This is a genomic window from Pseudomonas sp. SMN5 (assembly GCF_052041925.1).
GTDB lineage: Bacteria > Pseudomonadota > Gammaproteobacteria > Pseudomonadales > Pseudomonadaceae > Aquipseudomonas.
Map to the genome: position 1 here is coordinate 15,219 of NZ_JBKGGX010000023.1, position 14,350 is coordinate 29,568.

16 protein-coding genes are annotated in these 14,350 nt (G+C 62.8%); 8 read left to right on the forward strand and 8 right to left on the reverse strand.

Translation table 11 applies throughout. The annotated features are described in order from the left end of the window. Positions 1-453: a DMT family transporter gene (locus ACLEJR_RS20980; RefSeq protein ID WP_440816173.1), complete on the forward strand. Its 453-nt coding sequence runs from the start codon at positions 1-3 to the stop codon at positions 451-453. Positions 454-457: 4 nt separating this feature from the next. On the opposite strand, the gene ACLEJR_RS20985 is transcribed toward ACLEJR_RS20980, so the two are convergent. Continuing rightward, complete coding sequence (locus tag ACLEJR_RS20985; RefSeq protein ID WP_440795495.1) at positions 458-739, reverse strand: hypothetical protein; 282 nt, start codon at positions 737-739, stop codon at positions 458-460. A gap of 238 nt (positions 740-977) precedes the next feature. On the opposite strand from ACLEJR_RS20985, the gene selD reads away from it, so the two are divergent. Continuing rightward, positions 978-2,012, forward strand: a complete 1,035-nt coding sequence (gene selD, locus ACLEJR_RS20990) for a selenide, water dikinase SelD (RefSeq protein WP_440795497.1) — start codon at positions 978-980, stop codon at positions 2,010-2,012. Then, positions 2,012-3,109, forward strand: a complete 1,098-nt coding sequence (gene mnmH, locus ACLEJR_RS20995) for a tRNA 2-selenouridine(34) synthase MnmH (protein WP_440816271.1) — start codon at positions 2,012-2,014, stop codon at positions 3,107-3,109. The genes selD and mnmH overlap by 1 nt, the downstream gene beginning before the upstream one ends. Before the next feature lie 154 nt (positions 3,110-3,263). Here the strand turns inward: mnmH and ACLEJR_RS21000 are convergent, their stop codons facing one another. Next, the gene (locus tag ACLEJR_RS21000) at positions 3,264-4,316 is read right to left on the reverse strand and encodes a permease (RefSeq protein ID WP_440795499.1); all 1,053 of its coding nucleotides are present in this window, start codon (positions 4,314-4,316) and stop codon (positions 3,264-3,266) included. A gap of 90 nt (positions 4,317-4,406) precedes the next feature. Beyond that, positions 4,407-5,081, reverse strand: a complete 675-nt coding sequence (locus ACLEJR_RS21005) for a histidine phosphatase family protein (protein ID WP_440795501.1) — start codon at positions 5,079-5,081, stop codon at positions 4,407-4,409. A gap of 290 nt (positions 5,082-5,371) precedes the next feature. On the opposite strand from ACLEJR_RS21005, the gene ACLEJR_RS21010 reads away from it, so the two are divergent. The 4 genes from ACLEJR_RS21010 (at position 5,372) to ACLEJR_RS21025 (ending at position 9,332) form a co-directional block, all read left to right on the forward strand. After that, on the forward strand, positions 5,372-6,070 hold the full coding sequence (locus ACLEJR_RS21010; protein WP_440816175.1) for a glutathione binding-like protein: 699 nt from the start codon (positions 5,372-5,374) through the stop codon (positions 6,068-6,070). Between the two features lie 8 nt (positions 6,071-6,078). Next, positions 6,079-6,924, forward strand: coding sequence for a PhzF family phenazine biosynthesis protein (locus tag ACLEJR_RS21015; RefSeq protein ID WP_440816177.1), 846 nt, complete (start codon positions 6,079-6,081; stop codon positions 6,922-6,924). A 114-nt stretch (positions 6,925-7,038) separates the two neighbouring features. Beyond that, positions 7,039-8,013 carry a porphobilinogen synthase gene (gene hemB, locus ACLEJR_RS21020; RefSeq protein WP_440816179.1) on the forward strand — a complete coding sequence of 325 codons (975 nt, stop codon included), beginning with the start codon at positions 7,039-7,041 and terminating at the stop codon, positions 8,011-8,013. Positions 8,014-8,237: 224 nt separating this feature from the next. Then, positions 8,238-9,332 carry a DUF1615 domain-containing protein gene (locus tag ACLEJR_RS21025; protein WP_440816181.1) on the forward strand — a complete coding sequence of 365 codons (1,095 nt, stop codon included), beginning with the start codon at positions 8,238-8,240 and terminating at the stop codon, positions 9,330-9,332. Between the two features lie 155 nt (positions 9,333-9,487). On the opposite strand, the gene ACLEJR_RS21030 is transcribed toward ACLEJR_RS21025, so the two are convergent. Continuing rightward, positions 9,488-9,961 (reverse strand): phage infection protein, encoded by a 474-nt coding sequence (locus ACLEJR_RS21030; RefSeq protein ID WP_440816184.1) that lies wholly within the window; start codon positions 9,959-9,961, stop codon positions 9,488-9,490. 197 nt (positions 9,962-10,158) lie between these two features. On the opposite strand from ACLEJR_RS21030, the gene ACLEJR_RS21035 reads away from it, so the two are divergent. Continuing rightward, the gene (locus ACLEJR_RS21035) at positions 10,159-10,788 is read left to right on the forward strand and encodes a glutathione S-transferase family protein (protein WP_440795511.1); all 630 of its coding nucleotides are present in this window, start codon (positions 10,159-10,161) and stop codon (positions 10,786-10,788) included. 17 nt (positions 10,789-10,805) lie between these two features. On the opposite strand, the gene ACLEJR_RS21040 is transcribed toward ACLEJR_RS21035, so the two are convergent. Genes ACLEJR_RS21040 through ACLEJR_RS21055 form a run of 4 tightly spaced genes read right to left on the reverse strand, consistent with a single transcriptional unit; the run spans position 10,806 to position 14,245 of the window. Continuing rightward, positions 10,806-11,357 carry a PqiC family protein gene (locus ACLEJR_RS21040; RefSeq protein WP_440816186.1) on the reverse strand — a complete coding sequence of 184 codons (552 nt, stop codon included), beginning with the start codon at positions 11,355-11,357 and terminating at the stop codon, positions 10,806-10,808. Further along, on the reverse strand, positions 11,354-13,012 hold the full coding sequence (locus ACLEJR_RS21045) for a PqiB family protein (RefSeq protein WP_440795515.1): 1,659 nt from the start codon (positions 13,010-13,012) through the stop codon (positions 11,354-11,356). Before ACLEJR_RS21045 ends, ACLEJR_RS21040 begins: the two co-directional genes overlap by 4 nt. Further along, positions 12,993-13,652, reverse strand: coding sequence for a paraquat-inducible protein A (locus ACLEJR_RS21050; RefSeq protein ID WP_440795517.1), 660 nt, complete (start codon positions 13,650-13,652; stop codon positions 12,993-12,995). The genes ACLEJR_RS21045 and ACLEJR_RS21050 overlap by 20 nt, the downstream gene beginning before the upstream one ends. Next, a complete protein-coding gene (locus tag ACLEJR_RS21055; protein WP_440816273.1) occupies positions 13,649-14,245 on the reverse strand; it encodes a paraquat-inducible protein A in 597 nt (198 codons plus the stop codon). The genes ACLEJR_RS21050 and ACLEJR_RS21055 overlap by 4 nt, the downstream gene beginning before the upstream one ends. Positions 14,246-14,350: the final 105 nt, after the last annotated feature.

The window sequence follows — 14,350 nt, forward strand, 5'->3', positions numbered from 1 at the left end:
ATGAGTATGTTTCTATTGTTGCTGGTGGTAGTCGCCGCTGGCGCGGTGTTGAGTGTGCAAGCGGCTATCAACGGTCGTCTCGGTCAGACGGTCGGGGTGCTGCGCAGCAGTTTGCTGACGTTTACGGTCGGCACGGTGGTCACTGGATTGCTGATCGTGTTCTTCGAACCGGCCCATGCGGTCAGCCTGCTGGACGTGCCGAAATGGCAGCTCAGCGGTGCGCTGTTCGGCGTGGTGTACATGATCGTGATGGTCGGCGCCGTGCCGAAGGTTGGCACCGCCGTGGCGACCGTGGCGGTGATCGTCGGGCAGTTGGCCATGGGCATGCTGATCGACAACTTCGGCTGGCTGGGCAATCCGGCGATTGAATTGTCCGGCAGCCGCTTGCTGGCGATGGCCTGTCTCGCACTGGCGCTGGTGTTCATGTACCGCAGCAGCACGCGACAGGCCTGAAGCTTCAGTCGGGCTCGACGTCCAGTTGCAGGCTGTCGTCTGCCAGGCGCTCGGTGCGCCGGACGATCCCGCTGATGCGCCGGCCTTCGGCGCTGAATACCACGATCTGGGCTTTCTCCAGATCGTCCGGCAGCGGTGGTCGAACGTGCAGCGCGAACCATGGCGGTTCACCGTCGTCGAGGCGTTTGACATCAAACTGGCAATCGACACTTTTAGTCTCGCGACCAAACAGCGTGTCGAGACCGTAGTCCAGATGAGTGCTGTCGGTGGCTGGGGCGAAGGTCATCGGCGGTCTCCTGGAGGGTTGCGCTCGGGGGATGTTCAAGTGATCGCGCCAGGGGTGGAAAATTCCATCGGATAAGTGATGGGCGACTTACGTGGCGAGAGGCTTCAGCGAAACGTCGCAGCGCCCCGTTCTGGGCTGCGCAGCACCCCCATTGTGGCACCGGGACACTTCATGGCCGGCACTGAGCCGTGCGCGTAGCTGGTAGACTCGGTCATCTTCACTTACGAGAGGTATGCCCATGAGCGAGCCGATTCGCCTGACCCAGTACAGCCACGGTGCCGGCTGCGGCTGCAAGATTTCGCCCCAGGTGCTGGAAGTGATTCTGGCCGGCAGCGGTGCGCAGAACCTTGATCCGAAACTGTGGGTCGGCAATGCCTCCCGCGACGATGCCGCGGTCTACGCCATCGACGAGGAGCGCGGGGTCGTGTCGACCACCGATTTCTTCATGCCGATTGTCGATGATCCATTCGATTTCGGACGCATCGCTGCCACCAACGCCATCAGCGACATCTACGCCATGGGCGGCGACCCCTTGATGGCCATCGCGATTCTCGGCTGGCCGGTCAATGTCCTGGCGCCCGAGATTGCTCGGGAAGTGATTCGCGGCGGGCGCTCGGTGTGTGACGAGGCTGGGATTCCCTTGGCCGGTGGACATTCAATTGACGCTCCTGAACCGATCTTCGGCCTGGCGGTCACCGGCCTGGTGCAGAAACGCCACATGAAACGCAACGACACGGCGACCGTGGGTTGCCGTCTGTACTTGACCAAACCCCTGGGCATCGGCGTTCTCACTACGGCGGAAAAGAAAGGCAAGCTGCGCGCCGGCGACGTCGGCCTGGCCCGGGACTGGATGTGCACGCTCAACAAGCCGGGCAGCCGCTTCGGCAAACTTGAAGGGGTGACGGCGATGACCGATGTCACCGGTTTTGGTCTGCTCGGGCATCTGGTGGAAATGGCCGACGGCAGCCAGGTGACGGCGCGCATCCGCTACGATGCGGTACCGCGCTTGCCGGGTGTCGAATATTACCTGGACCTGGGTTGCATACCGGGCGGTACGCTACGTAACTACGACAGTTACGCCAGCAAGGTTGGAAGGATCCAGGAGCTGCATAAGCGAGTGCTGTGCGACCCGCAGACCAGCGGTGGGCTGTTGATCGCCGTCACGGCCGATGGCGAAGCGCAATTTCTGGCGGTCGCCGCTGAGCTGGGCCTGGCGCTGGAGCCGATTGGCGAGCTGGTCGAGCGACAGAGCCACGCGGTCGAGGTGTCATGATGTTTACTGACGTCACCGATTACCGCGATATTTTCCTCAACGATCGACCGATGATGGACACCCGCGCGCCGGTCGAATTCCTCAAGGGCGCCTTTCCTGGCGTGGTCAATCTGCCGCTGATGACCGACATCGAACGGCAACGCGTCGGCACCTGCTACAAGCAGCAGGGCCAGCAAGCGGCGATTGTCCTGGGGCATCAACTGGTGTCCGGTGAGACCAAGGCGCAACGCATCCAGGCCTGGGCCGAGTTTGCCCAGGCCCATCCTGACGGTGTGTTGTATTGCTTTCGCGGTGGCCTGCGTTCGCAGATCGTCCAGCAATGGCTCAAGGATGAAGCGGGCATCGACTACCCCAGGGTCGGCGGTGGCTACAAGGCCATGCGCACGTTCCTGCTCGGTACCCTCGAACAGGCGGCTGCGCAATGTGACCTGGTGTTGTTGGGGGGCATGACCGGCACCGGCAAGACCGAAGTGCTGACGCAATTGAATAACAGCCTGGACCTGGAAGGCCACGCCAATCATCGCGGCTCAAGCTTCGGCCGGCGTGCCACCGGGCAACCTTGCAATATCGACTTTGAAAACCGGCTGGCGGTGGACGTGCTGAAAAAGCGCGCCGCCGGTATCGGGCAATTCGTGCTCGAAGATGAAAACCGCATGATCGGCCGTTGCGCCTTGCCGCTGCCCCTGTACCAGCGCATGCAGCAGGTGCCGATGGTCTGGCTGGAGGACAGTCTCGAACGACGGGTCGAGCGGATCTTGCGCGACTACGTGATCAACCTGTGCGCCGAGTTCATCGCCGTGCATGGAGACGAAGGCTTCTCGCTGTTTTCCGAGCGGTTGCTGGCGAGCCTGGACAACATCCGCAAACGCCTGGGCGGGGATCGCCATCGACGCTTGATAGAGATTCTGGAAGCGGCCCTGGCCGAGCAGGCCCGCAATGGCGCGGTGGACTTGCATCGCGACTGGATCGAGAGCCTGCTGCGTGAATACTACGACCCGATGTATGTCTATCAGCGAGAGAAGAAGGGCTTGCGGATCGAGTTTTCTGGAGAGCAGGCCGCGGTGTTGGCGTATTTGCGGGAGCGGGCGGTCGGTTGACTGCGATGTCGCTTGAGAGATCGTCATCGCGAGCAGGCTCGCTCCCACAGGAGGTTGGAGTGACCGCAGGCCGGGTGAACACCACGGTCACTGTGGGAGCGAGCCTGCTCGCGATAGCGGTGGATCAGCTGGCGGCGATGCCGCTCATTGCCTTTTAAAGCACCACCGCCCCAACCAACCCGCAAACAATCCCCACCACCATAGTCAGTACGGCCACGGTTACCAACACCCGCGCATCGAAGTCCCGGCGCAGCATCAGCAGCGAGGGCAGGCTGATGCTCGGCAGGGTCATCAACAGCGCCACGGCCGGGCCGGTGCCCATGCCCAGGGTCATCATGGTCTGCACAATGGGGATTTCCGCCGCGGTGGGAATCACGAACAGCGTACCGACAATTGCCAGCGGCACCAGCCATAACAGGCTGTTGGCCATGGCGCCGTCGACATGGGGGAACAGCCAGACCCGCGCCGCGCCCAACACCAGCACGGCCAGCACGTAGACCGGGATGGTGCTCCAGAACAGCTGCCACAGGGTCCGGCCCCAGCGGATCAGGAACGGTTGTGCATCCGTCGTGCTGGCCTCTGCGACCGCTTCGACCGCCGCCTCGGGCAGGGCGTCGGGCCGTGCGATACGCTGGGCCACCATCGATACGCCGAACACCAGCACGATACCCGCCACCAGCCGCAGGGCGGTGAAGCCCCAACCCAGTACGAAACCCATGAACACCAGGGTGGCAGGGTTGAGCACCGGGTTGCCGATCCAGAAGGCCAGCGCCGCGCCCACTGACACATTCTGCCGGCGCATCCCGGCCGCCACTGGCGCGGCGCAACACGAACACATCATGCCCGGCAGGGCGAACAGCCCACCACGCAGGGTCGAGGCAAACCCGGCCCGGCCGAACAGGCGCAGCAACCAGTCACGGGGAATCAACACCTGCAACAGCGAGCCGAGGATCACCGCCAGCACCGCGGCCTTCCAGATCGCCAGGAAGTACACCTTGGCGTAGGCCAGTGCAGCGCTCAGCGGCGCCGTCTGGGCATCGTTGAGGATCGAGTTGCCGATGTTGTGGCTGTCGGCGGCAACGAACGCCTTGAGGTAGTAAGGCGACCATTTGACGTAGTACAGGCCGACACAGGCGACCAGCAGGAACAGGGCGGGTTTCCACCAGAACGACCAGCCCCGGCTGGGAGCTGCGAGGTATACGGACATGGAGAAGTTCCGGGCAGTTGAACAAGTGCTCGCATCATAACCCAGCGCGGCTACCCGTGGCCTGCCCGGTGTGTGGGAAACGCCGACAGGTCAGGTCGGACAGGTGTGCGCGCCGTTGTCCAGGCCCTGTTTGTAGCTTTGGCTGCTGAGGCTGGCCTTGCCGTTGTGCCAGGTCAGGGTCAGCACGTACAGCGAATCGTAGTCGCCCGACGCCCAGTCATCGGTAATGGTCTGTTTCCTGCCCACGGCCTCGCCGGCCACCTTGTTGATCAGCTCCGGCAGATAGCCGTGGGACCAGGCGGTATAGATCGTGGAATTGTGGTACTTGTCGTGCAGCAGCTCGTCAGCCAGGTCGCTGGTGTCGTTGGCCGAGTAGTTGATGTTCACCGGCAGCCCGAGCTTGATGGCGCTGGGGCTGATGGTCATCAGCGGGCGAATGTAGCTGTAGGAGTTGTCCAGCTCGCCTTCTTCGACATTGCGGGTAGGGTTGGCCGCGAATACGTAGTCGGCCTTGCCGAATTTTTCCGGCAACAGGGTCGCCAGGTCGATGGCGCGGTTGAGGCCCTGGCAATTGAGCTGGCCCAGGCCGCCGGCGGGCTTCTCGGCATGACGCAGGAACACCAGGGTCTGCACGCCGTCGGCCGGCTGGGCGCGGCTGATGCCGGATTCCAGTGCCAGGAACAAGCCACCGACCACCAGCAAGGTCGGCAGTACCAGCCACGAACGGTGTTTGAAACGCTTGGCGAAATTGAGTGGGTTGATCATCGAATAAGTTCTTCAGCTCTTTCGATTCAGGCTGACAAACCCTGGCACCGCGAAGCGTGTGGCCTCGGGTGTTTTCCTTGTCGATACGCCGCTTCGATTCCTCGGGGCATTGCTCAGAGTCCGTCGAGACCCTTTGGTTCGATCCTTGGGCGGGCTCCTTCCCGAAGATGAGGGGAACATTAGCGACAGGATGTTGCGAAATTAAGAACAGCGGGATGAGATCCATCGCGTCCATCAATCCGGGAATTTGGATTATCCTCGGTCGCCTATCTCTCTCGGAGTTCACGATCATGGCTGACCTGACCCCATTCCCCATCACCCGCAAATGGCCCGCGCAATACCCTGAGTGGATCCAGCTCTACTCCCTGCCTACGCCCAACGGTGTGAAAGTCTCGATCATGCTGGAAGAGATCGGCCTGCCGTACGAGCCGCATAAAGTCGACTTCGGCAGCAACGATCAGCTTTCCCCTGAGTTCCTGTCCCTGAACCCCAACAACAAGATCCCGGCGATCCTCGACCCCCATGGGCCGGACGACCAACCGTTGGCGTTGTTCGAATCGGGGGCGATCCTGATCTATCTGGCGGACAAGAGCGGCCAGTTGCTGGCCCAGGAATCGGCGGCGCGCTATGAAACGATCCAGTGGCTGATGTTCCAGATGGGCGGGATCGGGCCGATGTTCGGGCAGTTGGGTTTCTTCAACAAGTTCGCCGGCAAGGATTACGAGGACAAGCGGCCGCGTGACCGGTACGTCGAGGAAAGCAAGCGCCTGCTCAAGGTGCTCGACGGTCGCTTGCAAGGACGGGACTGGATCATGGGCGAGCGCTACACCATCGCTGACATCGCCACCTTCCCCTGGGTGCGCAACCTGATCGGCTTCTATGAAGCAGGCGATCTGGTGGGCATCCAGAATTTTCCCAATGTGACGCGGGTGCTGGAGCGCTTCCTGGCGCGGCCGGCCGTGGCGCGCGGGTTGAAGATTCCGGAGTGAGGGCAGCCATGGCCGGCCGATTCGATTTCAAACAGCTGGACGTGTTCAGCGAAGTGCCCCTCAAGGGCAACCCGCTGGCAGTGGTGCTCGGCGCTGATGGGATCAGTGACGAGCGCATGGCGGCCTTTGCCAACTGGACCAACCTCAGCGAAACCACCTTCCTATTGGCGCCCCGGCACCCGGAGGCGGATTACCGCGTGAGGATTTTCACCACGTCCACCGAATTGCCATTTGCCGGGCATCCGACCCTGGGCAGTTGCCACGCCTGGCTCGAAGCCGGCGGCGTACCGAAAGGGCAGGAGATCGTGCAGGAATGCGGCGTCGGCCTGGTCAGGATTCGCCGTAGCGAGCATGGCCTGGCGTTCCTGGCGCCGCCGCTGCTCAAGTCCGGTCCGGTCGACGCTGAATTGCTGGAACGAGTGCGCAAGGGGCTCGGGTTGTCGACCGAGGCAATTGTCGAGGCGCAATGGGTCGATAACGGCGCCGGATGGCTGGCCTTGATGCTAGTGGACCGGCAGCAAGTGCTGACCCTCCAGCCTGATTACCATCAGCTGCGGGACTTGGCCGTGGGTGTCATCGCACCTTGGGATCCGGCCGTGGATGGCGAGGACGCGCATTTTGAAGTGCGTGGCTTCATTGCCGGTGATGGCATGCCCGAGGATCCGGCCACCGGCAGCCTCAACGCCGGCCTTGCGCAATGGTTATTGGGCAAGGGCCTGGCGCCTTCGACCTATGTGGTCAGCCAGGGCCTGACCATGGGGCGGGCCGGGCGTATCCATGTCGAGCAGGTGGGGGGCGAGGTCTGGATTGGTGGCGCGGTGGTGACCTGCATCAATGGCTCGCTGACGTTGTGAAGGGATTATTGCCGGGCAGGTAACACTCTGTTTACCAGCCGGCGTTTGTGCCCTGGGCAGCCAGGGCATAAGCTTTCTCCCCTTCGATCTAGCGCCTACTTGCCCAGGAGCCCCATGTCCAGCCAGTTCCCCGAAGCACGCCCACGTCGTCTGCGCCGTAATGCAAGCTTGCGCAGTCTGTTCCAGGAAACCGAGTTCACCTTGAACGACCTGGTGTTGCCGATTTTCGTCGAGGAAGAAATCGATGACTTCGTGCCGATCAAGAGCATGCCTGGCGTGGTGCGTATCCCTGAGGCGAAGCTGGCCAGCGAGATCGAGCGCTATGCCCGTGCCGGCATCAGGTCGGTGATGACATTTGGCGTCTCCCATCATCTGGACAGCGACGGCAGCGATACCTGGAATGAGCGCGGTCTGGTGTCGCGCATGGCCGCGATCTGCAAGGACGCGGTGCCGGAGATGATCGTGATGTCCGACACCTGCTTCTGTGAATACACCAACCACGGTCACTGCGGCGTGCTCCATGGGCACGAAGTGGACAACGACCGGACCCTGGTCAATCTTGGCAAGCAAGCCGTGGCGGCAGCCCGCGCCGGTGCCGATGTGATTGCCCCGTCGGCGGCCATGGACGGCCAGGTCCAGGCGATTCGCAAGGCCCTGGATGAAGCCGGATTCAGCCAGACGGCCATCATGGCGTATTCGACCAAATTCGCCTCGGCGCTCTACGGTCCGTTCCGCGAGGCCGGCGGCAGCGCTTTGAAAGGCGACCGCAAGAGCTACCAGATGAACCCGATGAATCGCCGCGAAGCCTTGCGCGAATCGTTGCTCGACGAGCAGGAGGGCGCCGATGCGCTGATGGTCAAGCCGGCCGGTGCCTACCTGGACATCATCCGCGACATTCGCCAGGCTTCGAACCTGCCGCTGTCGGCCTATCAGGTCAGCGGCGAGTACGCGATGATCAAATTCGCCGCCCAGGCCGGCGCCATCGACGAAGCCCGCGTGGTCCGCGAGAGCCTCGGCGCGATCAAGCGAGCAGGGGCGGACCTGATCTTCACTTACTTCGCGATGGACCTGGCGTTGAGCGGGATCTGATCAGGCGCAATTCCATAGCGGCAGTGGATGCAGGATTGATGAACCCCGCAATTCCCTTGTGGGAGCGAGCTTGCTCGCGATAGCGGTGGATCAGCTTGCCTCGCTGCTGAATGTGCCGCCGCCACCGCGAGCAGGCTCGCTCCCACAGTGGTCGGCGACAGACCATAGCCTGCGCGCGCTTTTGATCGTATGGTTGTTCCGGGATATATATCTGATGGAACAACATGCAACTCAATCAATTACTGATCAGCCTTGCCGCGTTCATGGTCCTGGCTGGTTGCGGCAGTCGGCAGGCGCAGGAGCCTGAGCGTCAGCCCGCCGAGGTCAAGCGCCAGATCGTGCGGCTGTTGCCGGCCAAGACGGTGGATCGCGAAGGTTGGGCGACCGATATCTATGCGGCGTTCGCGGCGCAGCAGATTTCCCCCAGTACGCAGAATATTTGTTCGGTGCTGGCAGTGACCGAACAGGAGTCCACGTTCCAGGCCGACCCGGCAGTGCCGGGGCTGGGCAAGATCGCCCGGGAAGAAATCGACCGGCGCGCTGCGAAAGTGCATGTCCCCGGCCTGTTGGTCAGCGCGGCGCTCCAGGTGCGCTCGCCCAACGGCAAGAGCTATGGTGATCGGCTCAATGCGGCGCGTAGCGAGAAGGAACTGAGCGGGATCTTTGATGATTTCATCGGGATGGTGCCGCTGGGCAATACGCTGTTCGGCGGTTTCAACCCGGTGCACACCGGTGGGCCGATGCAGGTCAGCATCGCGTTTGCCCAGGCCAATGCCCGCCATTATCCCTACGCGGTGGACGGCTCGATTCGTCGTGAAGTGTTCAGTCGTCGTGGCGGCATGTATTTCGGAATCGCCCACTTGCTGGGCTATCCGGTGAGCTACACCGAGCCGTTGTTTCGTTTTGCCGATTTCAATGCCGGGTGGTACGCCAGTCGTAACGCGGCGTTCCAGCATGCGGTGAGCCTGGCGTCAGGCATTCCCCTGGCGTTGGATGGGGATCTGATCCTGCATGACTCGATCATGCCGGGCAGCACGGAACTGGCGGTGCGCACGTTGGGCAAGTCGTTGGGGATGCGTAACCCGACCATTCGCGATCAGCTGGAGTTGGGAGACAGTCTGGCGTTCGAGGACAGCAAACTCTACAAGCGGGTGTTCGAATTGGCGGAGCGCGTCGAGGGCAAGCCTTTGCCGCGGGCGGTGTTGCCGGGGATCGTGCTCAAGAGTCCGAAGATCACTCGCAAGCTGACGACGGCGTGGTTTGCCAAGCGGGTGGATGAGCGTTATCAGCGGTGCATGGCGCGGGCGGTGGGGCGTTAGCCGATTCGCGGGGTTTGGCCTGGATCATTGTGGTGAGGGGCTTGTTCCGCTTGAAGAACAGGGGGCCGCTTCGCAGCCCAGCGGGAGCAAGCTCCCTCGCCACAGGATCGGTTGCAGGTCTTTCGAGACTTGGTCTGGCATTACAGCTGCGCAACTCACACGCGGTTTTCGATCAGACGATCCGAACCACCCTCGGCGACGCGGCGTTCCAGTAGACGATCCGAACCACCTTCAGCGACGCGGCGTTCCAGCAGGCGATCCGAACCACCCTCGGCGACGCGACGTTCCAGCAGACGATCCGAACCACCTTCGGCGACGCGGCGTTCTTGCAGACGATCCGAACCACCCTCGGCGACGCGACGTTCCAGCAGACGATCCGAACCACCTTCGGCGACGCGACGTTCCAGCAGGCGATCCGAACCACCTTCGGCGACGCGGCGTTCCAGCAGACGATCCGAACCACCTTCGGCGACGCGACGTTCCAGCAGGCGATCCGAACCACCTTCGGCGACGCGGCGTTCGATCAGTCGATCGGAGCCACCTTCGGCGACGACCGGTTGGGAGGAGGCGGCGAATACGTTGGCAGCCAGTACAGAGAAGGCGAAGCCGAGGATGATTTGGCGTTTCATGAGGGTGTGCTCCGGGAGATGCTGTGGGTTTGTGTGGGGCCATTCTTGCGCCGGACAGTCATCCAGAGAACTTCATTAAGGTGATGGTGAACATCGACGGCAGTGATGACTCGCCGGCCTGTCATCCGTGCGATGGAACACCAGGGGGCGAGCGGGCTCTACCGGTGTGAGACAACGACAGCCAGGAGGACGAACTCATGTATCAGTTATTCGGTCACCCTCAATCCGGCTCCGCGGCGGTGGAGGTGGCGCTGCGTCTATGTGACGTGGCTTATCGCCGGGTCGATGCCTATTCGACCGAGGACAGCGAGGCACTGAAAGCGCTGGAGGCGTTGAATCCGCATAAACAGGTCCCGACCCTGCAGTTGCCGGACGGCTCGGTGCTCACCGAAGCCGCGGCGATCCTGATTCATCTCGGCTTGTCCTTTCCCGAGTCGAAACTGCTGCCGGACGATCCGGCCCAGCGTGCGCAAGCCATCCGGGGTCTGGTCTATATAGCGGCCAACTGCTACACGCCCATCGGCATCATCGATTTTCCCGAGCGCTGGCTGAACGATGCGGACGAAGCGACCCGCCAGCAATTGGTCTCAGGCACCCAGCAGCGGCTTTATCATAACTGGGCGCTGTTTGCCGACCAGTTCCCGGCGCGGCCGTTTCTCAGTGGCGACGAGCCGGGAGCGCTGGATATCCTGGCCGCCGTCATCACAAAATGGAGTGAAACCCGCGAAGCCATGCTCAACGCCCGACCGCAGTTCCATGATTTGCTGGAGCGGATCGATCATCACCCGCGCGTCGCGCCGGTGTTGTCGCTGCATTGGCCGACGTAGGGGGTGGTCTTCCCGGGTCAGGGGCAGGCCTTGCGCGACGCCGCCTGTTCCACGAGTTCGACAAATCGCCGAAGGTTATGCTGATGGGCCGTCACCAGCTCATCGATGCTGCCGCCCGCCGGTGTCTGCAGGCTGCTGCGGCAGGTGAGCGGGCGGGCATCATTGCCCAGTGTGCGCAGGCGCCATTGTGCATCCATGCGGGCGTAGCGGCCCGGGATGGAGTCGAAGCGTTGTACTTCGACCCGCAGCAGTAGCCTGGTGGCGCCGGGGTTGTTCAACTGCTCGTCGAGGCTGCTGTGCAACTCATCCGCCAGGCTGGCGCCCCACCATTCGGTTTCCAGGATCGCCAGCCCACTGTTGCCCTGGCGAATGACCATCTGGGTACGGTCCACCTGGGGTGGGACGTTGACCTGTTCAATCTGGATGTCATAGCCGGAGCGCTGGACCGCCGCCGGTTGGACCGGGCTGAGGGTGTGGTAGTGGATCGGGTCGCTGCGGCAGGCGCCGAGCAGCAGCGCCACGGCAATCAGGGTCAGTTTCAGCCCCATGAGGCGTGCTCCTGTGCTCATTCTTTCACCGGGAATGTGAGGTTCTGCGCCGGTGCATCCTTGGGCCGGCCGCGCAGCAGCGACTCGGGATGACGGCTCAGGTAGTCGGACAGCTCACGCAGCGAGCGTGACATGCGGCCCAGGTCGTCCAGGGTCTGGGTCAGTTGTTCACGCTGGGGCGAATCCTCGGCCAGGGTCGAGTTGGCCGATTGCAGGGTCTTGCTCACGTCCTGCAAGGTGTTCTGCACGCCGGGCAGGGTCTTGTTGTTGAACTGGGCCAGGCCTTTGCGCAGCTCTATCAGGTTGCCGTCCAGGTTGCTGGCGATGCTTTCCAAGGGCAGCTTGTTGAACCGTTCGACCGCCGCTTGAAGCTGTTCCTGCATTTGCTGCAGGCTGCCCGGAACGGTGGGAATGCGCACGGGCCGGGCGGTGGGGTCGAACGCGACTTTCTCTGCCTTGGGATAGAAATCCAGGGCAATGTACAGTTGCCCGGTCAACAGGCTGCCACTGCGGGCCTGGGCACGTAACCCGCGTTCGACGAAGCTGCCCATCAGGCGGGCGCCGGCGGCTTCGTCTTCGGGATCGTGATGGAGCGTTTCGAGCAGCTTTTCATGCGCTTTGCCCAGGCGCTGCGGATAGATCACCACCCCGACGTTGACCGGAAAACTGCGCTGTTTCTCGTCGAAATCCAGATTGATGGCCACCACCTTGCCGATCTCCACCCCCAGGAACTCGACCGGTGCATTGACCCGCAGCCCGCGCAATGCCTGGTCGAAACGCAACGCCAGGTATTGCGCCTTGCCGTTGGGCGGGGCGAGGGCGCTCTGCTGGTCGGCAAACAGCTCGAAGGTCTTGTCCTCGGTGGCGGAGGTGTCGTTGGGGCTGTATTCCGGCGCCCGGAAGGCGATCCCGCCGAGCAGCAGCGCCGAAAGCGATTCGGTCTTGACCGCGAAGCCGTTGGCCCCGACGTTCACATCCACTCCGCTGACGTTCCAGAACCGGGTGTTTTCGGTGACGTACACATCGTTCGGCGCATTGATGAAAACATCGATGTTGACCCCTTTGCCTTCGGCGTCCAGCCCGTAGGACACCACCTGGCCCACCGGGATCTTGCGCAGGTACACCGGCGAGCCGATGTCCAGCGAGCCAAGGTCCTGGGAGTGCAGGGTGAAGCGCTTGCCCGGTTCGCCATAGGTGATCGGGGGCGGCGCTTCCAGGCCGGTGAAGGATTTCGCGCGGACTTTCGATTGGCCGGCGTCAGCGCCGATGAAGTCCCCGGACAACAGCGTGTCGATGCCCGAGATACCGCCGGCGCCGATGCGCGGCCGTACTACCCAGAACACCGAGTCTTCATGGGTGAAGGTGTCGGCGGTTTTCTCCAGCTTGACCGTGGCGGTGACGTTCTTCTGGTCGTCGCTCAATTGCACATCGGTGACCTGGCCGATGACCACATTGCGGTATTTCACCTGGGTCTTGTTGGCAGTCAGGCCCTGGCCGGTCTTGAAGGTGATGGTGATGGTCGGGCCTTCCTGCAGCCAGTTGTGCACCACCAGGGACACGCCCACCAGCACCGCGATGATCGGCACGATCCACACCAGCGACACCGTCCAGCGGCGGCTGGTCACCTGGGCGCGACCGGCTGCGGGTCGCTGCTCGTCAGTGGCTTGCGACTTCATCCATGGCCTCCTCGGCGGGTGGGGTATCCCAGATCAGGCGCGGGTCGAAACTCATGGCCGACAGCATGGTGAACAGTACCACCAGGCCGAAGAACAGGATTCCCGGTCGCGGCTCGATATCGCTCAGTGCCTGGAACTTGACCAGCGCCGCCACCAGGGCCACCACCAGCACGTCGAGCATCGACCAGTAACCGATCACTTCCACCAGCCGGTACAACTTCGCTCGTTGGAGCTGGGCCCAGGTGCTGCGCCGTTGCACGGTGACCAGCAGCAGGGTCAGCACCACGAACTTGATCCCCGGCACCGCGATGCTGGCGATGAAAATGATCAGGGCAATGTCCCATGCGCCGCTCTGCCAGAATTCGATGACGCCGCTGATGATGGTGCTGTCGGCGCCTTTGCCGAGCATCTGGGTGTTCATCACCGGAAGCAGGTTGGCCGGGATGTAGAACACCAACGCGGCGAGCATGTAGGCCCAGGTGCGGGTGATGGGGTCGGGCTTGCGGCGATGCAGGGCGGCATCGCAGCGCGGGCAGGCGTGGGGTTCGTCGGCCATGTCGCAGGCCAGGCCACAGCCGTGGCACAGGCACAAGTTCAGGTCGCTGGCCTGGGGCGGCGTGCCGAGTAACGGGCCGTTCACAGGCTGTCCCACAGGTCGCGGACGTCGCGCCCGGCAATGCGGATCATCAGCAGGCTCAAGGCCGCCAGGGCAAACAGGCCGATGCCCGGCAACACGTCCAGCAACCCGGCGAGTTTGATCACCGCCACCAGCGCGCCGAGCAGGCAGACTTCAAGCATGCTCCACGGCCGCAGCGTTTCCAGGCTGCGCATGCACAAGGCGAAGCCCGGCGCGCGGCGGTTGCCGTAGGCGTGGCCCAGGACCCAGAGCAGGAGCACCAGTTGCAAGGCCGGTGCGATGATGATCGCCACGGCCGCCACCAACGCGATAAATGTGATCGAGCCCTGGCTCAGCGCCACGACCGAATCCCACAGTGTCGCGCTGTTGGTCAGGCCCTGGAGGCGGATGTTCATCAATGGATAGACGTTGGCGAAGGCCCAGAGCACCGCCGCCGTTACGCTCAAGGCCAGGCGCTGCTCGATGCTCAGGCCGTTGTAGCGCTGGATCACCGCGTGGCAGCGCACGCACGAGGCTTTCTGGTGGGCAACCAGTACCACCGGCTCGTACACCGCATCGCAATGTTCACAAATGATCAGTCGCTCGGTGTCGGCCATCGGGCTGCTCGGCAGGGGCATCCCCTTCAATATAGAAGTCCGTTGGGATTGAGCAACCCGGCCGGCAGGCTGTGTGAAAACGGCTACGGGTTTTCACACAGCCTG